Source organism: Dyadobacter sp. 3J3 (assembly GCF_009801115.1).
In the GTDB taxonomy this organism is placed as follows: Bacteria; Bacteroidota; Bacteroidia; order Cytophagales; family Spirosomataceae; genus Dyadobacter.
Window position 1 is genome coordinate 95,019 of sequence record NZ_VTOL01000011.1, and the last position, 23,960, is coordinate 118,978.

Consider the following 23,960-nt stretch of genomic DNA (forward strand, 5'->3'; position numbering starts at 1 on the left):
AGAAATTACCAAAGGTTTTTTTTGCTGTTCGGTATTGTGCTGATCGCAAGTTCATTTAAAAATGATCCGGCAACTTCCTGGATTCGTATTAATCAGCTTGGATACCTGCCAGCCGGAAGTAAGGTAGCTGTTTGGGCTACAAAAACTGAAATATTGCCAGCTAAATTTCAACTTATTAATTCACGAACCTCAAAAGTTGTTGTTTTAGGTAATGTTGGAAAAAGCTACGGAAAGTATGGGCCTTTCAAACAAACATTACGTCTCAGTTTCAGCAGTGTAAAAACACCAGGAAGCTATTATTTAAAATGCGGACAGGCAATTTCTCCGGTTTTTGAAATCGGCAATGATGTATATGCCGGGGCTGCTGATTTTGGCATACGTTATATGCGCCAGCAAAGAAGTGGTTTCAACCCTTTTCTTAAAGACTCCTGCCACACCACGGATGGTTACACCATGTACGGGCCCATGCCTGACACAACAAGAATTGATGTATCAGGAGGTTGGCATGACGCTACTGATTATCTTCAATACGCAACTACTTCTGCCAATGCAACTTACCATCTGCTTGCAGCTTGTCGTGACTTCCCGGAAGCATTTTCTGATCAGCATCTGGCAAATGGATTAGCGGGGAAAAATGGAACTTTGGATGTGTTGGATGAAGCGCGCTGGGGACTGGAATGGTTATTAAAGATGCATCCTCAAAATGACTGGCTTTTCAACCAGTTGGCAGACGACAGAGACCATGTGGGTTTCAGATTACCAACAAAAGATTCGGCAAATTATGGGGTTGGCCCCGGGAAAGGAAGGCCTGTTTATTTCGCCACTGGACTACCGCAGGGCCTGGGTAAATATAAGAATAAATCAACAGGCGTTGCCTCCATTGCCGGCAAATTTGCCAGTGCTTTTGCACTAGGTTCGTCCGTTTATCAAAAAACAGATCCGTCCCTGGCGCATACTTTGCTGTGCAAGTCATTATCTGCCTATCAACTTGGTTTGGACAAGCCGGGCGTAGCGCAGACAGCACCAAACCGCAGTCCTTATTTTTACGAAGAAGATAACTGGACCGATGATATGGAATTAGGTTCGGCAGCTTTGTACCAGCTGACGGGCGAGAAGAAATATCTCGATCAATCGCTGACATATAGCGTCAAGGAAAAAGTTACACCCTGGATGGGTGCAGATACGGCCAGACATTACCAATGGTATCCTTTTCATAATTTTGGTCACTACGAACTGGCAAAAAAGACGACGGGAAAAAGCAAAACGGAATTAATTGCCTACTACAAAGAGGGCATAGAAAAAGTCTGGAAAAAAGCTTCTCAAAATGGATTTTTTCGGGGAATTCCGTTTATCTGGTGTTCTAATAATCTGACAACTTCTTTTGCAATTCAGTGTTATTTATACCGTGAAATAAGTGGTGATAAAAAGTATGAAGAGCTTGAACAGGCCTGTTTTGACTGGCTTTTTGGCTGCAATCCCTGGGGTAAAAGTATGGTTTATGGTCTGCCTGCCTATGGTGATACCCCCAAATTTCCACATTCCTCCCTTGCTTTGCTAAATCAATATCCGCTGGATGGAGGTTTGGTAGACGGTCCGGTTTATGGAAGTATTTTTAGAAATCTGAAAGGATTAAAATTAGACAGAGAAGATCAATATGCTGATTTTCAATCGGATTATGTGGTATATCATGATGATTTTGGAGATTATAGTACCAATGAACCTACCATGGATGGAACTGCTTCCTTGATTTATTTGCTCGCAGCAAAACAGCACGAATCGAAATCAGGACATTCCTTAAAATTACCTGAAAAATCGCATGGAGCAATTATTCGCGGAGATCAGACAACGAAGAAAATAGCTTTGGTTTTTACTGGTGATGAATACGGTGACGGAGGTGAATTTATCTCTGAAAATTTAAAGAAGCAGAATATCAAAGGATCGTTTTTTCTGACAGGCAATTTTTATCGTAATAAAGAATTTCAGCCCATTATTGCAAAGCTTCAAAAAAACGGAAATTATCTGGGATCACACTCGGACAAACATTTGCTTTACTGCGACTGGCAAAAACGAGATAGTCTTTTGGTAACGAAGAAAGAATTTCAAACCGATCTGGCAAATTCATTTAAGGAATTGAAAAAACTCAATATCAATAAATCACAAGCGGGATATTTTTTACCGCCTTATGAATGGTACAATGATTCTATCGCGAAATGGAGTCGGGAATTTGGTTTGAAACTTGTTAATTATTCATCCGGCACCAGGAGTACTGCGGACTATACTTTCCCTGAAATGGGAGAGCGTTATATGGATAGTGAAGCCATTTATAAATCCATTTTTGATTTTGAAAAACAATCACAAACGGGTCTTAATGGATTTACATTACTCATTCATATCGGTACAGATCCAAGGCGCAAAGACAAATTTTACAATTATTTACCCAAGCTCATAGCTGATTTGAAAAAGAAGGGATATCAGTTTGTGAGGATTGATGAAATGCTCTAAAAATAATTAGCAGTCCATTTTCTTTATTTAAATTTAGAAAACGGACTGCCAATATTGAATTTGAATAAAAGGATTACAACGCTTTGCTACGAAATTTATATAAATTATCGACGGCTGTTTTTTTCGACTTTTTGTCTCTTGAATTGAAGAAATCCCCAATTTTCCGGGACGTGCATGTTTATGATGCCTTGCGAAGACCAGACCCAATTGTATTCAGGCATTATCTTTCCGGTATCAGGATTTGTCTTACGTACATAATTTCCGTTCTGGGCAATCTGGTGCTGCCAGTTGACGCGGGAAAAATTGATGCGCCATACTTTTTTGGGATCAGGTTTCACAAAGGCAACGTTGTCAGTGCCTAAAGATTCAAAAGGGATAGCAATTTCCAAAGTCCAGCGTTTATCCTTATCCGTTATATCATTGATAGTTCCTTCAATAGATACTGCAGATCTCAAATTTTTAATATCCCAGTTGAGCACAGGTTTTCCTCCTTTTTTGTATGGTTTTGGGAGAAAAAGATCAAATGAATTATTCAGTGCATTTATTTCCAGTTCGTAATAATTGTCGGTATCGTTATCCGGATCAATAAATACTTCAAAATCGTTTTCGAGGTAAACAATCTGATCCTTTTTATTCTGGTAAGCCCAGATATGCTCCTCATCCATTACGGCCGATATGTAAAGGTATTTCTTGTCCCAAAGCATTTTTACCCGCGTATTTTGCAAAGGCAACGGTTTCTTTTCTCCCTCAATATCTACAAACAATGAAGTCCATTCAGCACATGCCCATGACTTTTCATCCATTTTACCATCTATGATAATCTCCTGACTGGTTTGGTAGCAAACATAAGTTTTTGGAGGATAGGCTGCCTGGGAAAACAAGGAGCCAGAAATAAATAAGCCTCTCGTAAATGCAAGAATGGATACAATTTCAAATTTAAGAAGTTTCGTAATTTGAAACTTGTTTTTTACAGCGCGTAAATAAGAGTTTTTCAAAATCGGCAATAAAGAGTGATAAAAGTGGAGCAATAAACCACAATCAATCCAGAATCACGAATGAAATCAGGTGCGTAAATTAAATTTATATTAAGTTGTATAAAAATAGTGAATTTAGATTTATTTTTACCCAGATTTAGGTATTTGAAGGTTTTCAAGTAACTTTACATATACAATTACCCTCACGTTATTAATAATGGATAAGTCAAATATCTTCGTGCATATCGAGCTTTCGAAACTCGTGGCCGGTCTGACAACAAGTGCGGATCATTTGAAGCAATCTTTAAAATCGCAGGCCGGTTATTTCAACATTATTCCACCAAAATATTTTTCTGACGCCTTAGGAGCGGAATGGGTAAATATTACGGAACAGATCAAGGAAAAGGGTCCGAAATTGGATCAGGATGGTAAAGTCGTTGTCAACGCAGTGACGAATACCATTGACCAAATGTCGCCTCAGGAATGTGCTGCACTGGCAACGCGAATTGTAAAATTGAATGAAAAAGTAAAACTGGAATTTGAATAGTTTTTAAGTATTCAAATTATATTTTGTGGATAGTAGTGTCCTAAATATCCCTGACGCCTGCCGGGGATATTTATTTGAATTTATCTAATCGGATAAGTTCGGAATTTGATTTTATAGACAGCTTGTGAATTGGCAAGTATCCAGGCAAATAATTTTCGCCTGGATAGTAAACAGATTTACAGTTTTATTATCTTCTTATACATACTCCCTGGTAATTTAATCTTTGCCAAGCTATCCACACTGACCTCAAAGGAATTGAAAATGTCCTTCTCCGAACTCAACTCGCTGCTGTCTTTTACCAGGATATTTGACTTCCCGATTTTATTTTTTCCATTAATCAACAGATATCCTCCGGAATTAAGTCTGGCAGATAAATTACTTATGGAATTCTCGGTCAGTAACGTGGATTTTCCTTTTTGAATTAATGTGAAATCCGTTGTTTTCCAGCCTTTTATAATGTTAACTGTATTAGCTGCATCAACTCCTGATAACTTCGGTGCGCTAATGTAGAAGACAGGTTTCGAGTCGAAATCCAAATGGCGATCCGAAGCTTCATCGGATATTGACTTATGCGTCAGTTCCAGAGTATCACCCTTTATTTTCCAATCCAGCATTTTTCTGTCAGTGACATAATAGATTTGAAAAGTAGCGCCCGGCTGAATTTGCGTTAAACCAACTTGTTTGCCATTAATTTTTACATAACTAAATGGTTTGAGTATTTCCCTTTTATATCCGGAAAATGGATCTTTCTGATCAATTTTGTCAAATTCAGCTTTCAGTACCAGGTTTGAACCTACTACAAAAAGAAGTATTAGCGCAAGTAAACCGATAATTAAAAAATTACTTTGTTTCATGATTTTTCGAGTTAATTCGTGACAGGATAGGTTTCCGAAATGAATTTGGTGTAACGACGGGATACTTCTTCCATACTGATATTGAGCATGTAAAGTGTCCGGAAAAAATCGGGAAGTTCACTTTCCATAAATCGCTCCTTCCGGTAAGCAAGTATCCGCTCGTTTGCCTGTTCTTCTACTGAATAACCGATGCCTCTTTTTGTAAATATGATCTCTTTGTTTTGCAAAAATTCATAGGCCCGCATGACCGTATTCGGATTTACTTCCATCATACCGGCAAGATCCCTCACCGATGCAATACGTTGCCCGGCCGGCCATTTTCCAAGTAATATCTGCTCACAGATATAGTCGGCGATCTGGAGGTAAATGGATTGTTTATCTTTAAATTCCATGTGTCGAATTATTAAATTTCTTTCTCTTTCAGGCGCAGATAGGTAATGAACCAAAGGCTTAAAAGAACAAGTGCCGGAAAAATGTATAAGTAAGGCTGGAAAGTGTCAGGATAGCTTACCTGGAAATATTTGAAGTCTTTGCCAAAATTCCAGAGTTGCCACCCTGTAAGAGGAAAGGTTACCACTTTGTCAAAATTGCCTGTCATCATGTTTGCTAACGTTATTTGTAGAATCCCGACAACGACATAAACACCAATAGCAGAGGCCGCTGATTTGATGTAAGACGCTTTTGTAAAATAAATAGAACCAAGAAAAATAGAACCTTGAATCAGGGCATAGGAATAACAGATATATTGAATCAAATCATTCTGTAATGGGTGGTATTTATAACTGCCGGCTGGTAATTTACTATTGGCGTAATTTAAGGTTGAATAATGCAGTTCCAGATACAAGAGTAAGAGAGGAATGATAAAAAGCAAATTCAGGAGCAAGGCGCTTAGAAATTTTTCTATTGTAGAGGCGGGTATCATTAGGGCTGCCATTCCTGTTGCCGGCGATGCGTAGGATGTGAAAACGCTACTGGTGTAAAGGCTGCTTCCGAGAAACAAGATCATGAAAAGTGCAATGTAATGAAGCCCTTCAAAAAGACCCTTATAAGTGTTGGAAGTTGTGACTGGAAGCATGAGGAATAAAAGTACTCCAACAAGTAAAGCAGCTGTGCCCAGATTATTTTTTCCTTTTTCGGCCAGATCCAGTTTGAGCATTAAGCCAAAACGGTGAAAGTTAAATGTCTGATTCATAGGGTAAAGTTGGATAATAAGTGAACCGGAAGAAATGCCGGAAATGTGTATCGGATCAGGAAAAGCAAAAATGTCATAAGGAAGATGAATATAATTTTCATGGCCTTTAATTAAAAATAGATTTGATACGGGCAGGGTTTTCCATGACGGCATTGAACAATTGTTCCAGGTCAACGCGGCTTTCCATTTGTTCTGAATTTTCGAAAACAGCGTTGTATCCTCTTAGGGAAGGTTCTGAATAAAGTACTCTTTGATCGTATTCAACGTTTGCAAGTGTTCCAAAATAAAGTCTTTCGGCAACTATATCCAGGCTATGCTGTATCAAAATTTTACTATCTTCAAGAATGATGATTGAATCGATAAGATTGTCGAGATCTCTTACCTGATGTGTCGATATTAAGATAAGCCGCTCGGGATTCAGAACGTTTGATACTACTTTTCTGAACTGGCTTTTGGAAGGAATATCCAGTCCGTTGGTTGGCTCATCCATGATCAGCACTTTTGTATTGGTAGCAAGTGCAAAAGCGATCAGTACTTTTTTCTTCTGTCCGTACGACATACCCGTCAGTTTATTATTTTCCGGAATATCAAATTCAGCGATGTAACCCAGAAACTGATTTTTGTCGAAATTTGGATAAAACGGAGAAAGCATTTCCAGATATTTAGTCATCGTAACAGACGGAAGATAGATCTCTTCCGGAAGGAAAAAGATGTCCTGTAAAAAGGCCGGTTCACGTTTCCTTGGTTCGCGTCCTGATACATCAATCGTCCCTTCCAGTGGAAAAAGCAGACCAGCAATATTGCGCAGTAAACTTGATTTTCCTGCACCATTTTTTCCGAGCAATCCATAGATATGTCCCGGATCAAGTTTCAAGGATAAATCGGTAAATAACTTTTTCTGTTTACTGTATCCAAAAGAAACGTTGTTAAGATGAATCATAGTTTAGTAATTTAGTGTTATAGGTAAGTAATACACTAGCGAAGGTATCGTATAGAATTTTCAAAAGGAATATGCGCCGCGTTATTTTTTGTTAAAAAAATTAATTGTTCAACAAATTTTTATTTCAATCAAGAATAAAATTGATTTGGATGAGTTATTAAGCCATGTACTTTTGTGAAAAAAGTAACCATGCTGTGATTTCTGCCACTTTTTAGATTAAACATTGTCAATTTTAGCTTTCCCGGTTATCCTTTCAAAATGAATTATTTGTCCGCGTTATTTTTAATTTTCAGTAAACGAAGTAGTATCATTATCATCCTATTATACCTGTTATCAGTAAGTTATAATACAACGCAGGCTCAGGCTCCGTATGATTTCAGCAAACTTGTTGATTTGTCAAACGGCCTGAATACTGCAAGATTAAAAGTTGAAAAGGACACAAGCTGGCATAAAATGGAAGTGGGAGCCAACTTTAATCAGGGAAATTTCAGTCCGCAATGGACGGGTGGCGGCGTAAGTTCCGTAGGAATAGGTGTTTTGTTCAACGCCCTTTTTGAAAACAAAAAAGGCAAAAATTCATGGCGTAACGATCTTCAGACCCAGTACGGTTTTGCCAAAAATGAAGGGCAGGGTAGCCGTAAAAATATGGACCGAATCTTTTTTGATACAAAATACAATAGAGATCTAAGTTCAAAATGCGCGTTTTTTGCCAATATGAATTTCCAGTCTCAGTTTGCCGGCGGATTTGATTATTCCCTGAATTCAGATTCGGTGATGACTAAAAGAAAAGTTTCCAGATTTGCAGCACCCGCTTATTTTACGCAGTCAATCGGGATGGAATACAAACCAACAGACTATTTTTTCCTGGATTTCGCACCAGGTGCATTTCGTCAGACTATCGTTTGGGACAAAAATTTATATATCAACACGCCAGACCAGAATAACTATGGTGTAGCCATTGGAAAACGTATTCATTATGAGCTGGCACTGATGCAGATCGTTGCCAATTTCAATAAGGATATCACCAAACAGATGAATTTGAAGTTTCGTTATCAGCTCTATTCCAGCCTTATTGATCCATCAAAAATTGACAGTCGGTTAGACGCGTCTATGACTGCGAAACTCAATAAATATATGAATGTTAATTTTAGTGCAATTGCGGTTTACAATGAAGACCAAAGCGCCAACATTCAGTTGGCGCAAGGATTGAATATCGGCTTTTTATATTCATTCTGAGAAAAAAATCATTCACGAAATTCTGAGATTTGTCAGTATTTAAAACTTGTAATATTTTAAATACTGATAATAAAAACCTATTCCTTTTTTGTAATCCTCGGCATTGATCCGCTCATTCACTCCGTGAAAACCTTCGGGATCTGTGAATGGAATAAACCTGAAAATCTGTTGCGTCAGCTCACTGAATGATTTGCTATCCGTAGCTCCCAAAACCAGATAAGGCGTTACAATCAGTTTGCTATCCCAGCCATTTATGGTATTCTGCATGTGCGTGAAACTCGCATGATTGACGTCTGCGACCTGTTTTGGATTTGTCCCAACAGACCTTGCCGTGATTTCTACTTTATCATTTCCAATCACTTTTTTGACATAAGCAACTACGTCCTCACGGGTTGTACCAGGTTGTGTCCGGAAATTAACGGTTGCATTTGCCTGCCCGGGAACAACATTGTCCTTAATCCCGGCTTTGAAAATGGTGGTTGCCGTAGTGGTTCTGATCATGGCATTCCCCGCCGCAGAACCTTTGTAGGCGTCGAATATTAAAGGCCTGAAAATGGATCTGTTCGCCATAGCCATTTTGTTGACAAAGGACATTTCCGGGCCGACATAATCAAGAAAAGAATTGAGGACATAACCCATTTCCTCAGGGAATGGATTTTCTTTCAGTTTAACAACCGCTTTCGCCATTTCATCAATAGCAGTCTCTTTTTCAGGCATGGAAGAATGTCCTCCCGGAATATTAATCTGTAAATCAAGCGTCACATACCCTTTTTCAGCAATACCGACGATAGCGACAGGCTTTGTCAATCCGGGAATTTTATTTTTCGTGATTATTCCACCTTCATCCACCACGACGCCTGGCTTAATATTTCTTGCTTTAAAAAGATCAGCAATGGATTTGGCTCCTTTTCCGCCAACTTCTTCGTCGTGTCCCATCGCAATATAAATGTCATTTTCCGGAACAAATCCTTCTCTCATCAGTGCTTCCACACCTTCCAAAAGAGCCATTAGACTTCCTTTATCATCGATTGTACCTCTTCCATAAACAAAACCATTTTTAAGTTCACCCGCAAAAGGTCCGGCATCCCATTTTTTTATTGTTGCCTCTTCAATCGGAACCACGTCCTGATGTGCCATCATAACCAGCGGACTTCCTGCCGACGATTTCCCTTTCCAATGTAACAAAAGACTATATTTATGTACTTTTTCAACGGTTACCGTTTTAAAAATAGTTGGAAAAGATTTCATCAGAAATGAATGAAAACCAAGAAAGGCAGCGCTATCAAGTTTACTCGAATCTTCAAAGGAAACTGTTTGATAGGTAATGGCTTGCTGCAACCTGGACACGGAAGAATCGGAAGCTGCAAAAGCTGGCTTTTCAGGTGCGGAAAGTTGTTTGGATTTGAAGGTAAAAGTGTTGAAAAGAATGATGACCATGAATAACAAAACTGCAATACCAAGGAATAGGAGGACTTTCTTCATGATGACGACCAGAAAAATAGTTGATTTAGCCTTAAGTTGATATATTTATTTGAAACCACCTAATGCTTTTTGGATGAAACTGGGTGAAATGCTATTGAGTATAAGTATTTTCCCTTTATTTGCTTATTTTCAGTTGTTTATCAGTTATTTTTTTCTGCACAAAAAATCAGCACCTCGTTTTTTGAATTTTGCTTGAACAAAAAAGACATGTGCTAATAAAATTGCTGGGATGTGAAACTTACTTTTGAGAAAGAAAAGAAATGTAATTTTTTAAACTTTATACGTTATACGCAGACAAAATAGAATCTGGATTTGAAAAATACCGGATCTCTTCTAATGCTAAATTACATTTTTCGAAAGCAAACTTGCCGATGCCTTATCGAGATAAAAAGTACAATCAGGATGGCTTTGTAAAATGCTGGCCGGGAACATATTACTGATCTCGTTTTCCAGGCTGTTTTTTACTGCAAGGGCTTTTCTTTCATCCGGAACGGAGCAAATGATATGTTTTGATTTCATGATTTGTTTGACAGACATACTGATGGCCTGTTTTGGAACCTCTTCCAGCGTGGCAAACCAGCCTTCGTTCATTTGTTGTATACGGCATTGCTCATCTAGATTTACAATCAGATAAGGTTTTTTAGTATCAAAATCGGCAGGTGGATCGTTGAATGCAAGATGCCCGTTTTCCCCTACGCCTACGAGCGCTACATCAACGGGATGTCCGGTGATCAAGTCATCAAGCCGAACCGTTTCTATTTCCGCATCTTCATCTCCATTAATTAAAAAAACATTTTTCAAGACAGGCACAATGGACAGAAAACGTTCCTTGAGATATTTTCTGAAACTTGCCGGATGTGTGATTTTCATACCAATATATTCATCCAGATGAAACATCGTAACCTTTGCCCAGTCAATTCCGTCTTCTTTGATCAGTTGACTCAAAGTCTCAAACTGACTTGTACCGGTCGCCAGGATGACATTGGCATATCCTTTTTCACCAATAGCCAGGCGGATGAGCTCGGCAGTATGTTTTCCGGCCTTATGACCAAGCGCAGTATTCGTTTCAGAGATGACGATTTTCATAAATAGTTTTATACTGATTCAGGATGCCAAAGATGTTAAAATTATATCAGGATTTTACTTTTGTATCACCGCCTGTAACCAGAGAAATATCAACCGGTTTGTTTGTTTTCCACGACCCCGAGGTAAAATCCGGGATATCAATGGGCGCGGAACGGTTGGCCACCGACCACTCCGTAAGTGGCGAAATGACACTCCATGAAGCCGCATCATACACATCCTGATCCAGCGCAAGGCCATTTCTCAAACAATCGATCAGCCGCCAGTCCATCAGAAAATCCATACCTCCATGGCCACCGACTTTTTGTGCAAGTTCGCCGATTCTTTTTACGATTTCAGGCTCATATTTTTTCTCAAGCACCTTGTATTCTTCTTCGGTAAACCATTCATGGCCTTGTGATATCCGGCCCGGAAGCGGATATTTCTGCGCAGCGCCTTTTGTTCCGCTGATAAGATGTATGCGAGAATAAGGCCTCGGAGAACTTACATCGTGCTGGATCATGATCGTTTTTCCTTTTTGGGTGCGTATGGTGGTGGTGTTCATGTTTCCACGGAAAGATTTTCCGGCAAATTCTTTGAAATCGGGATCTTCAACGGCCATTTTATGTGCCCGGTCTGCAAGCATAAAATCGTTGCTGGCCATAGAAACCAGATAATCCATTTTATCACCGCGGTTTATATCCAAAACCTGCGCTACCGGCCCAAGTCCGTGTGTCGGGTACAGGTTACCGTTTCGCTCATTTTCTCTCAATCGCCATAAGTTATAACGTGTGTTTTTGTCAAAAAACGAATTGTAAATATCATGAATATATGCGCCTTCTACATGCACAATTTCTCCAAAAAATCCCTGACGTGCCATGTTTAAAGTCAGTAATTCAAAAAAATCATAACAACAGTTTTCAAGCATCATACAATGCTTTTTGGTATGCTCAGAAGTCTCAACAAGTTTCCAGCAGTCATCTACGGTGATGGCAATCGGGATTTCACAGGCCACATGTTTTCCGTGTTCCATAGCATAGGTTGCCATTTTTGCATGGAGATTCCACGGTGTACAAATATAGATCAGGTCGATATCATCCCGCTCGCACACCTTTTTCCATGCATCTTCACTTCCTGAATAAACGGTAGGATTGTGACTGGTTCCTTCAAATTTCTTTTTGGCATTAACTGCTTTTTCTGGACGAATATCACAAAGTGCCTTAACTTCCACATTTTCCAAAAAAACAATACGCTGGATGGCGCCGCCACCTCTGTTGCCAAGTCCTATATAACCAATCCGGACAGTATCGATTTTTGGTGCTGCATAACCGCTCATGTTGAATTTTTGCTTGTGAGGTTTTGAAGCGGTTTGCCGCATTTTAAAGTCATCATACTCTTTTTGATCCAAAGCATAACTTGGCTCTAAACCAGTGCCAATCAACCCAAAACTTCCTAATCCTGTCAGTTTTAAAAATTTCCGTTTGTCCATTTTTTAAGTTGTTAGGCGTTGGTCAAGTTGTTTATACAAGAATACTAAAAAACGCTGTTTAAGTACCAGCGTAAAGGATCAAATTTTCCGGAATTTTGCTTGGGGCAATCCGTCCGACGGCTTTTTTTTGATGTCTTACTGGTTAAAATAGGTCAGAAAAATATTTCTCAACCGGCACATAGCTTATAATATCGTATTCAGTTCCAATTTCACTAGTTCTTGGAAAATGTTAGTCCGGTTTACAAGGAAGAATGCGTCAATATTTCTGTAATCAGGATGTATCTTTTATTCTAAATTCTGAGGTTACATCAGATGATAAGTGATTGAGGTATAGTAAAAACCACCGATCGAAGGTCCGCCCAGAAAAGAATTGTAGTAATGATTGGTAAGATTACTGGCACCGATTTTCAGATTAAGCCTTGACCTGGTAAAATCATAATGCACATGTGCATCCAGTGTTCCGTAAGCGGCCACATTTCCATTGACGAGAAAAGATTGCCAGTAATATTTATTTTGCCATTTGTAAGTTGCATTAAATCCAAAATTACCGACCACCTGGTTTCCACCAAAAGATACGTTGGTAATCCATTTCGGAGTATTAAAGCCATCTTCCAAAGCATCATCATGAGATTTTCGGTGAAGTTTGGCATACGAAGCATTGGCTGAAAAAGTATACTTATGAAAAAATTTGTAAGATAATCCAATACTTCCCCCAAAATTATATACGGTACTTTCAGAATTGGTCCACATCCGGTAACGGTTTTGTTTCGCTTTATCATTCAGATAATAAGGAATTGAATCCTGCTTCGTGGTATTGGGCACATTAGCCTCAACCTGCGCGATAAAATGATCATATTTATTATAATAGAAATCAAGATCCACGCCCAGCTGACCTTTCAAAAAAAGTGATTTGTAGCCGGTTTCGAAGGAATTTATATGCTCCGGCTGAAGATAAGTATATTGGTTTTTGATCAGCAGACCTTTTTCTTTTTCAACGGCAACGTTTGTTGGAATTCCCTGATTAAAATCGTTTTTGACTGCCGCTTGAAATGCATCAATTGAAGTACGCAGATAGGCGTTTTCAAAAATCCCGTTGGACATCACGCGCAAACCTCCGATACGTTTTACACCACCGCTATTTACATTGGAAAATGCTTCGAAAATACTTGGGAAACGGTATCCGCTTTGGAAAGAAAACCGGAAATTCTGCTCAGCCGCCGGAGAAAAAACCATCGTAAAACGAGGATTTAATTTTAGTGTAAAATGATCGTTTTTGTCGGAACGCAGCGTCGTTGAAAGTTTGACCTTGTCATTGAAAAGCATTTTACTTGCCTGGATAAATGCACCCGTTTTACTGTAAGTGAAATTTTCAAACTCATGATCTTTAACGTAATTGACAAAATAATTTCCATCCGGATGGATCAGATAGGTTCGGTGATCAAAACCCGCCAAAAAGTCAATTCCGGTTTTTTGTTTAAAACCGGATGAGATTAAATTGGAAATATCGGCCTGTGCTTCAATGTGGAAAAGATCATCTTTTACCCGCAAAGCTGAGCCTTTGTCCCAGTTATTAATATCAGCTAATTCTTTTAATTTACTTTGAAAAGCAGGTGTTCCCGGTTCGTATCGCCCTGCATCCGCTGCTTGCCTGGCTTCCTGCAAAGCCTGAATTACGGTGGACCCTTTGCTGGTCGCAGCATTAAAACCCTGTGAAAAATCACTATACCAGAGGTCGTCACTTTTAAAATTCCGGTCCTGGTTTTCCGCAGCAGAACGCAGATTATAGGAATGTCCGGTATTTTCTCTTGTCCAGTAAGTACGAACCTGAAAATTTGAATTTCTGAATTCCAGCGCGTGCTGCTGTAACACGTAATCTTTCAGTCTGAAACGATTGGCGCGCTGGTAAATATTATCCAGATCCGCAAAGCGAAACGTGTAAGTTAACCGGTTGTCTTCATTGATTTTATATATAATTCCAACGTCTGCTTTTATATTTTGAAGATGGTAACTTGTCACATCCTTTTCTGTATATCCCGTTCTGGCAACGGAATACTGTTTTGACTGTAAAGTAATCGTTTTTCTGTCAGAAGACTCATTTCCATAACCATTTACAGGATCAAAACCCGGATTTTCGGTTCCGCCCGGAATCCCCAGTTTAGCATTAGCGGAAGCATTCAGATCGGTTTGATTGCCTGCGATCCAGTCGTAACCTTTTGTAAATGTAGTATTGACTTTAAAGGCAAGTTTGGGTGTCAGAACGTGCGCGATCCGTAGACTGGTTTCTGAAAATAATTTCGCCGAAGTTTGAGAATCGTTCAGATGGTTGACACCCAATTTTTGTTGAAAACTCACACCCGGACTCATAAAAGGATCTTTAGTGATAAAATTGGCAAGTCCGTTCAGTGCGTTGAGGCCATATAAAGCAGAGGCAGTTCCAGGAACAATTTCCACACTTTCAATATCAAGATCACCTGGCCCCATAGCATTTCCTATGGGTGCTCCCAGGTGTGGCGCCATGTTATCGACCCCGTCAACCAACTGGGTAAAACGAACATTTGTTGTATTGGCAAAACCGCGCGTATTAATGATGCGGAAACCCAGGCTGGGTGTTATAAGCTGAACACCTTTTACATTTTCAAGGGCATCAAAAAACGACGGGGCGGAGGAGAGCCGGAAAGCGGTACTACCAATTTTTTCTATACTAACCGGTGAGCGCAAAATACTTTCGCTGGTTTTGGAAGCTGTGACAACAACTTCGTCTAAATTTTTTTCCTTCGCAAAGGTTGTATCAGATTTTGCTGCCGGTAAGACATTTTTTTGAACCCCGGATTTAACTTGTGCGTATATACCTGATGATGAAGTCAGGAAAAGACTGCATAGTATAAGTTTTAACATCTTACTGTCGTTATGTTTTCAAATACATATCGAAGATGGTAAATTCCAGGCAATAATCAGAATTGCAAAATATTAATAGTGCTTATGTCTGATTCAGCACAATCATATCGTTTGATCAAATAGTGTAATTTATTGTTTATTTTGTAAAATTAATTCTACTTTTAATTAGGTATTGTATCAGAAAAGTGAAATATTGCTACAACGACATCAAATAGGAAAATTAATCCAGATCTATAATAACGGCTGTATTTGTTTTCACGAATTCTTGTAGAATAATCCGGAGGAATAAACCTTCTTAATTGCAAATGATTTAATTTTCAATTAAGGTATCACGGCTCAACGTTATAATTAGTGACTATTTGATTACTAAATGAAAAAACTTCTCCTTCTGGTGATTATTGGGCTCTGTATTAGTAGCAGACTCTGTTTTTCCCAATCTCTTGTACCCAAATTTCGACGGTTAACAACAAATCAGGGACTTTCGCAAAGCCATATCAGTACTATTCTTAAAGACAAAAAAGGATTTATGTGGCTGGGTAGTGAAGATGGCCTCAATAAATTTGACGGCTTTAAATTTACCCATTATAAACATGATGCAAATAATAAAAACAGTATAATCGATAGTTATATCCAGGATCTGCTGGAAGATAAATCCGGCAATTTGTGGGTTGCAACCTCAGGCGGCCTCGATCGCTACGACCGGGAAAAAAATATTTTTGTCCACTACGAAAATGGGAATTACGATATAAATGATATTTTTCAGGATAGCAAGGGAAGGATCTGGCTTGGGACAAGTCAGGGGCTTCTTTTGTTTAATGCTGCCACCGGTGTTTTTAAAACCTGGCACTTGGGTCAGCAGTTAAAAAGCGGTGGAAGCGCATTTGTAACCCAGGTTATTGAAGATCATGACGGAAGCCTTTGGCTGGGAACAGAGCACGGACTTTTCCGGTTTAATCCTGAAACCGGAATTTTCAAAGGATACTTTAAAAACGCTGAACAAAAGAATGGTCTGGTTTCTGACTGGATTACCGTACTCTGTAAAGATTTAAAAGGTGATATCTGGGTAGGTACACATGCCGGAGGCTTATCCTTCTACAATGCTGGCAACGATACTTTCAGGACATTTTTGCATGACAAAACAAAAAACAGTATTGCCCACAATGATATTCTTTCACTCATGGAGGCGAGTGATGGGAAAATGTGGATTGGTACTGAAAATGGCGGTATCAGTGTGTATGATATTCTCAGGAATACATTTGTCACTTATGAAAATGAGGCAGCCGATAATACGACCCTGAGTAACAATTCCGTCTATTGTATTTATCGTGATAATACTGAAAACATATGGATCGGTACTTATGCCGGCGGAGTGAATTTTATTTCCAAATATGAAGATAAATTTTTTAGTTACAGGCAAATCGTAACAAATAAAAACAGCCTTAGCAACAACAATGTATTGGCCATTTGTGTAGACAGCAGCGGCAATAAAATCTGGTTGGGTACAGATGGCGGCGGTCTGGACTTACTGGATCGGCGGACCAATTTATTTACGCATTTTATACAGACCAAGGGTAAAAATTCCATTAGTACCAATTATGTGATATCCGTCATCCAGGTTTCCAAAGACTTACTGGGGTTAGGATATCACAATGGAGGCTTTGATTTATTTAATACCAAAACCAGCGTTTTTACGCATCATATGCCTATTCCGGGCAATCCAAACAGCTTGTCGATTTCAGATGTAAACAATCTCCTGCGGGATGGAAATGGGAATCTTTGGATTGGTACATGGAAAGGTGGACTTGACTTCTATGATGTTGCCCAAAAGAAATTTACCCACTACCGAAACGATCCGGCCGATCAAACTACTTTGAGCGGTGATATTGTCACTACGGTTTTTCAGGATAGAAAAGGAGGTATTTGGGTTGGCTCGCATACAGGTTTGAATTATCTGGATAAGGACAGAAAGCATTTTAAGAGATTTCAGAACAAGGTAAATGATACGTCGAGCTTATCAAATAATAAAGTTCAGACAATCTTTGAAGTTGCAAACGGTGATCTCTGGATCGGTACAAGAGGAGGTGGGTTAAATTATTTCGATAGGCAGAAGCAAACTTTCAAGTCATATACCGAAAAGGATGGACTGGCAAGTAATGTAGTATTTGCTATTTTGAAAGACCGGAAAAATAATCTGTGGCTAAGTACTAATAAAGGGATATCATGTTTCAGTCTGCAAACCAGAAAATTCCGGAATTATGATATTTCAGACGGTCTTCAGGGAAATGAATTCCGGAATAATTCCCGTTTTCAAACTTCTGACGGACAAATGTTTTTTGGTGGTGTCAATGGTTTTAGTAGTTTTTATCCTGAGCAGTTGAAGGATAATAAGTTTGTTCCTCCTGTATATATCACTGACTTGCAGGTTTTTAACAAGGAAGTGATTCCGGGTGACAGCAGTGGTGTACTTCCAAAACACATTAGTGAAACAAAGGTAATTACCCTGTCTCACAAGCAATCTGTTTTTACGCTGGAATTCGCAGCGCTCAATTATACTTTGTCGAGAAAAAATCAATATGCTTATAAACTTGAAGGTTTTGACAATGATTGGAATAATGTGGGTACAAAACGAGCAGCTACATATACAAATCTGGATCCGGGGACCTATATTTTCAGATTACGGGCATCCAATAACGACGGTATCTGGAACAACACCGGGACATCTTTAAAAATTATCATAGAACCTCCTTTTTGGCTTACGTGGTGGTTTAAGGCTTCAAGTATTTTAGTATTTATAGGATTGTCCGTCGCGTTTTACCGGTTTCGGGTCTATCAGATTTTAAAACGCCAAAAAGACCTGGAAAGCGACGTGAAAGAACGTACCATCCAGCTTGAACACGCTATTGAGGAAGAGAAAAAAGCGGTGCAAAAGGCAGAGCTTGCCAGTCGGGCGAAAAGTTCTTTTCTGGCAACGATGAGTCATGAGATCAGAACGCCCATGAATGGTGTAATTGGCCTGGCATCTTTACTAGCGGAAACCTCTTTGAACGAAGAGCAGCAAAATTTTACAAAATCTATACAAGTCTGTGGAGAAAATCTGCTTACCGTAATCAATGATATTCTTGATTTTTCAAAGATTGAGTCAGGCAATATGGAGCTGGAAGAAGAAGATTTTAGCCTAAGGACTTGTATTGAAGGGGTGATGGATTTATTTTCAGCAAAGGCCGCCGAGTTGCACCTCGACCTTATTTACCAAATTGATCCCGAAGTACCTTCACAAATAATTGGAGACAGTCTGAGGCTAAGGCAAATTTTGATCAACCTGATAAACAACGCAATAAAGTTTACGAAAGAAGGCGAAATTTCTCTAAGGGTTAAGCAGATGAATGTATATGAAGATGATTCTCTGGAACTTGGTTTTGATATAAAGGATACAGGCATTGGTATCGCAGAAGATAAAATGGACCGGCTCTTTAAATCTTTTTCCCAGGTTGACTCTTCAACAACCCGGCGCTACGGAGGAACGGGGCTGGGTCTTGTGATCTGCGAAAAGCTGGTTGCCCTTATGGGCGGTTCCATCTCCGTGAAAAGTGCGGTGGGTAAAGGAAGTACTTTTCATTTTTCGATAAAGACCAAAAGAAGCACGCAGTCCATCCAAACCTATGTTACTTATAATATGGAGGGCCTGGAAAATAGTAACATCCTGATCGTAGACGATAATGAAACCAACTGGGGGATTTTAAAAAGCCAGCTTGAAGACTGGAAACTGGTACCTTATGTAGCAAGCTCGGGCAGGGAGGCGTTGGAAATATTGGTTCAGAACATAAATTTTAGTCTGGTTATTACAGACATGGAAATGCCTATGATGAATGGAATACAGCTTGCTTCACTTATCCGTGAACGGTATCCTACTTTGCCGATCATGCTTTTAAGCTCAAAAGGAAATGAAATACAGAAGCACAACCCGGGTCTTTTTTGTTCTATTCTGACAAAACCTGTTAAACAGCATATACTGTCCAAATATATTTTTACGGAATTGAGCAGGTACAAAAAGACTGTCATCAATCATATTGTGGACCCGGAAGTTCCTCAGAAAAAGTTAAGATCTGATTTTTCAATAAAATACCCTTTGAATATACTTGTTGCCGAGGATAATAACATTAACCAGATTGTGATTATAAATATTCTCAAAAAACTAGGTTATACGCCTGACCTGGCAATGGATGGATTTGAAGCTTTGAAAATGACAACACAGAAAAATTATGATGTCATTCTAATGGATGTTCAAATGCCGCTGATGGATGGCCTTGAAGCAACGCAACTTATAAAAAAACGCTTTCCGGATCAGCCTTTTATTATTGCAATGACGGCAAATGCTTTGCAGGAAGACAAAGAAATGTGCTTTCAATCCGGTATGGATGATTACATCAGCAAACCTATAAATGTGAATGAGCTCATGCAGATAATCGAAAAATGGGCAGTCCACTTGCAAACTATCACGCCTTGCTGATACATTCGTTAAGCCTTCGCGATTCCTGAAAAGTATGATATAATCTGTGTAAATCGCAAACATTATGTTGCGGTCTGTTTCCCGTTTTGAGATTGTGAAAATGTATTTCGGATTACTGTTATTCGTGGTATGATTATTTATATTATTATTGAGACTGGACTTATCACGAGTAATCATTTTTAATTACAAATTTATTATGAAAAAGATATTGATTTTTATGGCAATTGTTGCCGCATCAACAATGGCATATGCACAGGATTCAACTAAAACGAAAGTTGGCAGAGCTGCGGATAAAACTAAAATGGAAGTTAAGAAAGATGCAAAAGCCGTTGGCAAAGGCGTCAAAAAAGGCGCTGATGCAGTAGGTGAAACAGCTGAAAAAGGTTACGATGCTACAAAAAAAGGTGTCAAAAAAGGCGCGAATGCGGTAGGTGAAACAGCTGAAAAAGGTTATGATGCCACTAAAAAAGGTGTTAAGAAGGGCGCAGAAGTAGTAGGAGAAACAGCTGAAAAAGGCTATGATGCAACCAAAAAAGGTGTTAAAAAAGCCGAAAAGAAAATGAAAAAAGATGATAAGTAATTCATAGTTGCCCGAAACAAGTCTGCTCTAAAAGCAGGCTTGTTTTATATAAAATGAAAATGGAAAATGTATTTTTGTTGATATAAGACTTTGAAATTATAATTCACTGCAATACCGAACCGCTTTTTTTAAATCTTCCTCGTTGTTAAAGTCAATTTTTTGCCCGTCAAGATATTCTTCAATACCATTTTTATTCTTCGAAAATATTTTCAAAAGGCTGGTTTTACTTGCCTTGCTAAAACGACGATTGATATCCATAAAAAGATAAGTTGTCATAGTTTTAAGTAATACCGTATTACTTGCCGGAAGCATTGTTGTTCTGCCTGTGATATCCGTAAAAGTCGACGCATTATAAATAGAGCCTATTTCATTGCTGTTTTGATAAGCACCTTTTTTTTCAATTCCATGCTTTTGGTATTGCGTTTTTTTTGTCAGCAACACTGTACCAAAGTCTTCAATGACTTCTACAAAACCGTTTTCCGGAACAGGATAAAATCGGGCATTCCCAATGTCGGCAAACTTAATCTTGTTGTTGTCGGCAATGGCCAGCGTGTCTCCCTGTGCATTTATAAACATAATTTCTCCCAAAAGGTAACAATAATTGAGCTTGCTCACCGCATATTTTCCGTTGATGTAACTAAGGCGTCCAAACTCAAAATCAGGATACTGGTATCTGTCTTTTGCTGAAATATATTTAGTAGCATCCTGTCCGTTTTTTACCCGTAGTACTTTGGATGGTTGACCGTAAATTAGCGAAATGGGGATAAAAATGAAAGCTGCAAGCCAGCATGCTTTAATCCGTTTCTTTGTCAGGTTCATATTTTTTTTGTTAGGCAAGGTTAAAGAGAACTGCAAAAATCAAGGAGTTCAATCAGGTCTGATTGCTTCGAAAAATCAATGTTTTTTATTTTAATATAACCGATAATTTCTTTGTTATTATCTCGAAATAATTTTAAAAGACTGGCCTTTGATGGAATGTAAAACCGATTATTCTTGTCGATAAAGAAATTATCGGTTTTTCTTTTAAAAAGGATTTTATCAGTAGGCTTCATCCATTGGTATCCGTTTTGATTACTGAAATTTTTGTAATTGGATATCGCCGAAGTGGCAGAATAGTGATTAAAGGCGGATTCTCGTTCATTGTCCAGCACAGCAAGGACCTGTTTTTCACCAAGTTTCACTTTGCCATAATTTTTGATCTCCCGCACATGTCCCTGCTTTGGCATATAATAAAAAATTTCTAAGCCAATGGCTATGCTATCCATGAATTCTTTGTCATTGAGTAAAAGCGTATCTTTTTTAGGATCAATGAACTCGATCTCACCATAAAACAGGTTGTAGTTAAGAAGCGCGTTAACAATGCGCCCGTTTCGGAAGAAAACTTTTCCAGGTCTGAATTCTGCAAACCGATATTGTTCCTGATAGGGGATGCTTTTCGAAATATTGGAACTGTTTTTCGTCCGGTACACGCTAGGCGTACTTTGTGCAAAAATAGTTGCATAAGTAAGCAGGAATAATACGGCTAGTAACCAGCTTTTCATTGCAATTTCTTTGGGTATACTTTTTCATATAATTAACGAAAAATTGGTGATAATTGCAATTATTTAAGATGTTAATAATATTTGTTTGTATTAAACCAAGTGTAAATTTCTGCGAATCTTTTTACAAACATCTGATTTTAATTGGATTTATGTCATTATTTTCTTGTAGATTTTTCGGGAAATTTGAGGTAATTTATTGTATTTCAGTACTTAATTTTTTTTAAAAAAGCTTTTTCATTTCAATGTTCGATAAAACAGCCGGGTGGGAATTTTGTAAAACCTTGCCTGCGTAATCCAGATACCGCTTCCTGGATTATTTATTTATTATTTTGGAAATTTCAGGCATTTTATCCTCCTAAATGGAATGAATGGAATGTCTTTTGTACAATGATTTTACAATGATTTATACAAACTAAAAGCCGACAAATATGAAAATGATAAAACTGGCATTTGCAGGTATGCTTACACTGGCTACCGCCGTAAGTTATGCGCAAAATCCATCGCGGCAAGCGATTCCTTTGCAGGATTCATCAAGAATGGATCAGGGCAAAAAGTTGAATTCAGCGCCTATTCCCCAAACCGGCAGTCCGTCAGATGATTCACTGATCCGGGACCAGAGAACTTCAAATATGAAAATGGACTCCACTAAAATGAAGACTAAAAAAATGGATGGAATGAAAAAAGGCAGAAGAAAAGGCGGGTCGGGAGAACTGGATACTACCGGAACAAAGAGAAGAAACAATTAGAGTTTTTCACATTATATTTATAAAAATAACCTCCGGTACAATTGCGCCGAAGGTTATTTTTTAAACTAATTTCTTTCACCAAGATATGCCTTATTTTTCAAAATCCGCATGGCCAGTGAGCCTAATTTGATCTTTTGAGTTAGCAATGAAAATAGATTTTCCCCAACTTTTAGGGCGTTGATATTTTCACCGTTATAGTTTTGCTGTACTTTTTCACCCGTCCTCATATTCACCAGTTCATCTCTCAGATATAGCTGTTTTGTTACCATATTGGAAAGCATCGGTGTGTAGTAATAACAATCTTTAAAAAAGTAATGTGTCACTTGTGACCACCGGGTTGAACCTTCTTTGGTAACTGGTGATCCTCCATGTATAATATTTGACGACCATATCAATAAATCTCCTTTTTTTGCCAGGAATTTTTTCTTTTCAAACTGTTGCGTCTCAACAATTTTTTCTATGAAATCTTCATACTGAATATAGTCTTTATAAGATGGCGTTTGTGCATCGGTACGGATGTATGAAAAGTCATATTCCAAAAGTTTTTGAGATCCCGGATAGTAAAATACAGGCCCGTTTTCTTCGGTGATATCTTCCAGCGCCACCCAAACGCCGCACATAAATTTGGAAGGCAAAGAACTGAAGTGTATTGTATCGGAATGTGCTCTTTGCTGTGAACCGAATTTGAAATTCAGCGTTTGAAAGGGAATTGGCTCACGTCCATAAAATATTTCAAGAATTTCCAGTAAAGCAGGATAACAGGCCAGTTCTTTTGACGCTTCCGAGACCTGCCACAAATCCTGTATTCTTCGGCTGTCACGCTGGGTTTTAATCGGAAAATCGAGATTGAAACCTTTATTCTCTGCATCATCCTTCGTTTTGTCGATCAAGTCATGAGGCAATAGTCCGGGAATCACTACAAAACCGTTTTTCTGATAATCCAGAACATATTTTAACTGTTGTTCACTTAGTTTTTTAGTTTTTAAAATCTCTTCAAAAAAGGGTGATTCTATCCAGGGTAAATTTGCGTTAAGCATATATGTTTTTTTACTAAATGATCAGATTTTGACTACTTATTGAGGTATTAGTTTTACTAAATTGATGACTCCTGCTTTACCTCAATAGTTGGAATGCATCACTGCAAAAAGCAAAAGCATGGATACATAATCCGCAAACTGCTTGAATAAGTTATGAAAAATAAATGTAACCATAATAATATAAAGTCGCATGGCTCATTTTATTGCTTTACACATTAAAGTTTTAAGACCTTTAAAAATCAATTGTTTAAAACCGGCTATTGATTCAGACGATGCCCGGTATTAGGGTGTTTGATAACAACTTAAAATTTTCAACGGGTAGAATGTATTGCATATTTCATATACAGGCCAACGGGAGAACTATTATCGGAAATTA

General features: G+C 38.5%; 18 protein-coding genes. 6 read left to right on the forward strand and 12 right to left on the reverse strand.

What is annotated here, in order from left to right; all coding sequences use genetic code 11:
* The first annotated feature begins 21 nt into the window (after positions 1-21).
* A complete protein-coding gene (locus FZF08_RS22530) occupies positions 22-2,502 on the forward strand; it encodes a glycoside hydrolase family 9 protein (RefSeq protein ID WP_159473718.1) in 2,481 nt (826 codons plus the stop codon).
* A gap of 104 nt (positions 2,503-2,606) precedes the next feature.
* Here FZF08_RS22530 and FZF08_RS22535 read toward each other — a convergent pair whose 3' ends face one another.
* Positions 2,607-3,497: a carbohydrate-binding family 9-like protein gene (locus tag FZF08_RS22535; protein WP_229216650.1), complete on the reverse strand. Its 891-nt coding sequence runs from the start codon at positions 3,495-3,497 to the stop codon at positions 2,607-2,609.
* Positions 3,498-3,693: 196 nt separating this feature from the next.
* On the opposite strand from FZF08_RS22535, the gene FZF08_RS22540 reads away from it, so the two are divergent.
* Entirely contained in the window at positions 3,694-4,023 is a 330-nt protein-coding gene (locus tag FZF08_RS22540; protein WP_159473721.1) for a hypothetical protein, read from the forward strand.
* A gap of 176 nt (positions 4,024-4,199) precedes the next feature.
* Here FZF08_RS22540 and FZF08_RS22545 read toward each other — a convergent pair whose 3' ends face one another.
* The 4 genes from FZF08_RS22545 to FZF08_RS22560 all read right to left on the reverse strand — a co-directional run bounded on the left by FZF08_RS22545 (position 4,200) and on the right by FZF08_RS22560 (position 7,009).
* Positions 4,200-4,877, reverse strand: coding sequence for a hypothetical protein (locus FZF08_RS22545; protein WP_159473724.1), 678 nt, complete (start codon positions 4,875-4,877; stop codon positions 4,200-4,202).
* An 11-nt stretch (positions 4,878-4,888) separates the two neighbouring features.
* The gene (locus FZF08_RS22550; RefSeq protein WP_159473727.1) at positions 4,889-5,269 is read right to left on the reverse strand and encodes a GntR family transcriptional regulator; all 381 of its coding nucleotides are present in this window, start codon (positions 5,267-5,269) and stop codon (positions 4,889-4,891) included.
* An 11-nt stretch (positions 5,270-5,280) separates the two neighbouring features.
* Entirely contained in the window at positions 5,281-6,069 is a 789-nt protein-coding gene (locus FZF08_RS22555; protein WP_159473730.1) for a hypothetical protein, read from the reverse strand.
* Between the two features lie 106 nt (positions 6,070-6,175).
* Positions 6,176-7,009 carry an ATP-binding cassette domain-containing protein gene (locus FZF08_RS22560; protein WP_159473733.1) on the reverse strand — a complete coding sequence of 278 codons (834 nt, stop codon included), beginning with the start codon at positions 7,007-7,009 and terminating at the stop codon, positions 6,176-6,178.
* A 258-nt stretch (positions 7,010-7,267) separates the two neighbouring features.
* Here FZF08_RS22560 and FZF08_RS22565 point away from each other — a divergent pair, with 258 nt between their 5' ends.
* Positions 7,268-8,245 (forward strand): DUF3078 domain-containing protein, encoded by a 978-nt coding sequence (locus FZF08_RS22565; RefSeq protein ID WP_159473736.1) that lies wholly within the window; start codon positions 7,268-7,270, stop codon positions 8,243-8,245.
* A gap of 39 nt (positions 8,246-8,284) precedes the next feature.
* Here FZF08_RS22565 and FZF08_RS22570 read toward each other — a convergent pair whose 3' ends face one another.
* From FZF08_RS22570 to FZF08_RS22585, 4 genes are all read right to left on the reverse strand, one after another.
* Positions 8,285-9,727 carry a M20 family peptidase gene (locus FZF08_RS22570; protein WP_159473739.1) on the reverse strand — a complete coding sequence of 481 codons (1,443 nt, stop codon included), beginning with the start codon at positions 9,725-9,727 and terminating at the stop codon, positions 8,285-8,287.
* A 339-nt stretch (positions 9,728-10,066) separates the two neighbouring features.
* Entirely contained in the window at positions 10,067-10,813 is a 747-nt protein-coding gene (locus tag FZF08_RS22575) for a glucosamine-6-phosphate deaminase (RefSeq protein WP_159473742.1), read from the reverse strand.
* A 46-nt stretch (positions 10,814-10,859) separates the two neighbouring features.
* Positions 10,860-12,278, reverse strand: coding sequence for a Gfo/Idh/MocA family protein (locus FZF08_RS22580; protein WP_159473745.1), 1,419 nt, complete (start codon positions 12,276-12,278; stop codon positions 10,860-10,862).
* A gap of 303 nt (positions 12,279-12,581) precedes the next feature.
* Positions 12,582-15,173 carry a TonB-dependent receptor gene (locus FZF08_RS22585; RefSeq protein ID WP_200837153.1) on the reverse strand — a complete coding sequence of 864 codons (2,592 nt, stop codon included), beginning with the start codon at positions 15,171-15,173 and terminating at the stop codon, positions 12,582-12,584.
* A 370-nt stretch (positions 15,174-15,543) separates the two neighbouring features.
* On the opposite strand from FZF08_RS22585, the gene FZF08_RS22590 reads away from it, so the two are divergent.
* Together FZF08_RS22590 and FZF08_RS22595 are read left to right on the forward strand one after the other, a co-directional pair.
* On the forward strand, positions 15,544-19,680 hold the full coding sequence (locus FZF08_RS22590; RefSeq protein ID WP_159473748.1) for a hybrid sensor histidine kinase/response regulator: 4,137 nt from the start codon (positions 15,544-15,546) through the stop codon (positions 19,678-19,680).
* 196 nt (positions 19,681-19,876) lie between these two features.
* Entirely contained in the window at positions 19,877-20,260 is a 384-nt protein-coding gene (locus FZF08_RS22595) for a hypothetical protein (protein WP_159473750.1), read from the forward strand.
* A 96-nt stretch (positions 20,261-20,356) separates the two neighbouring features.
* Here FZF08_RS22595 and FZF08_RS22600 read toward each other — a convergent pair whose 3' ends face one another.
* Positions 20,357-21,079: a hypothetical protein gene (locus FZF08_RS22600; protein WP_159473753.1), complete on the reverse strand. Its 723-nt coding sequence runs from the start codon at positions 21,077-21,079 to the stop codon at positions 20,357-20,359.
* Between the two features lie 20 nt (positions 21,080-21,099).
* A complete protein-coding gene (locus tag FZF08_RS22605; protein ID WP_159473756.1) occupies positions 21,100-21,801 on the reverse strand; it encodes a hypothetical protein in 702 nt (233 codons plus the stop codon).
* Positions 21,802-22,229: 428 nt separating this feature from the next.
* On the opposite strand from FZF08_RS22605, the gene FZF08_RS22610 reads away from it, so the two are divergent.
* Positions 22,230-22,547, forward strand: coding sequence for a hypothetical protein (locus FZF08_RS22610; protein WP_159473759.1), 318 nt, complete (start codon positions 22,230-22,232; stop codon positions 22,545-22,547).
* Positions 22,548-22,612: 65 nt separating this feature from the next.
* Here the strand turns inward: FZF08_RS22610 and FZF08_RS22615 are convergent, their stop codons facing one another.
* Positions 22,613-23,584, reverse strand: a complete 972-nt coding sequence (locus FZF08_RS22615; RefSeq protein WP_159473762.1) for a phytanoyl-CoA dioxygenase family protein — start codon at positions 23,582-23,584, stop codon at positions 22,613-22,615.
* Positions 23,585-23,960 lie beyond the last annotated feature (376 nt).

Coding starts and splice junctions, on each gene's coding strand:
- FZF08_RS22540 (WP_159473721.1), top strand. CDS start 3,694: ATGGATAAGTCAAATATCTTCGTGCATATCGAGCTTTCGAAACTCGTG.
- FZF08_RS22545 (WP_159473724.1), bottom strand. CDS start 4,877: ATGAAACAAAGTAATTTTTTAATTATCGGTTTACTTGCGCTAATACTT.
- FZF08_RS22550 (WP_159473727.1), bottom strand. CDS start 5,269: ATGGAATTTAAAGATAAACAATCCATTTACCTCCAGATCGCCGACTAT.
- FZF08_RS22555 (WP_159473730.1), bottom strand. CDS start 6,069: ATGAATCAGACATTTAACTTTCACCGTTTTGGCTTAATGCTCAAACTG.
- FZF08_RS22560 (WP_159473733.1), bottom strand. CDS start 7,009: ATGATTCATCTTAACAACGTTTCTTTTGGATACAGTAAACAGAAAAAG.
- FZF08_RS22565 (WP_159473736.1), top strand. CDS start 7,268: ATGAATTATTTGTCCGCGTTATTTTTAATTTTCAGTAAACGAAGTAGT.
- FZF08_RS22570 (WP_159473739.1), bottom strand. CDS start 9,727: ATGAAGAAAGTCCTCCTATTCCTTGGTATTGCAGTTTTGTTATTCATG.
- FZF08_RS22575 (WP_159473742.1), bottom strand. CDS start 10,813: ATGAAAATCGTCATCTCTGAAACGAATACTGCGCTTGGTCATAAGGCC.
- FZF08_RS22580 (WP_159473745.1), bottom strand. CDS start 12,278: ATGGACAAACGGAAATTTTTAAAACTGACAGGATTAGGAAGTTTTGGG.
- FZF08_RS22585 (WP_200837153.1), bottom strand. CDS start 15,173: ATGTTAAAACTTATACTATGCAGTCTTTTCCTGACTTCATCATCAGGT.
- FZF08_RS22590 (WP_159473748.1), top strand. CDS start 15,544: ATGAAAAAACTTCTCCTTCTGGTGATTATTGGGCTCTGTATTAGTAGC.
- FZF08_RS22595 (WP_159473750.1), top strand. CDS start 19,877: ATGAAAAAGATATTGATTTTTATGGCAATTGTTGCCGCATCAACAATG.
- FZF08_RS22600 (WP_159473753.1), bottom strand. CDS start 21,079: ATGAACCTGACAAAGAAACGGATTAAAGCATGCTGGCTTGCAGCTTTC.
- FZF08_RS22605 (WP_159473756.1), bottom strand. CDS start 21,801: ATGAAAAGCTGGTTACTAGCCGTATTATTCCTGCTTACTTATGCAACT.
- FZF08_RS22610 (WP_159473759.1), top strand. CDS start 22,230: ATGAAAATGATAAAACTGGCATTTGCAGGTATGCTTACACTGGCTACC.
- FZF08_RS22615 (WP_159473762.1), bottom strand. CDS start 23,584: ATGCTTAACGCAAATTTACCCTGGATAGAATCACCCTTTTTTGAAGAG.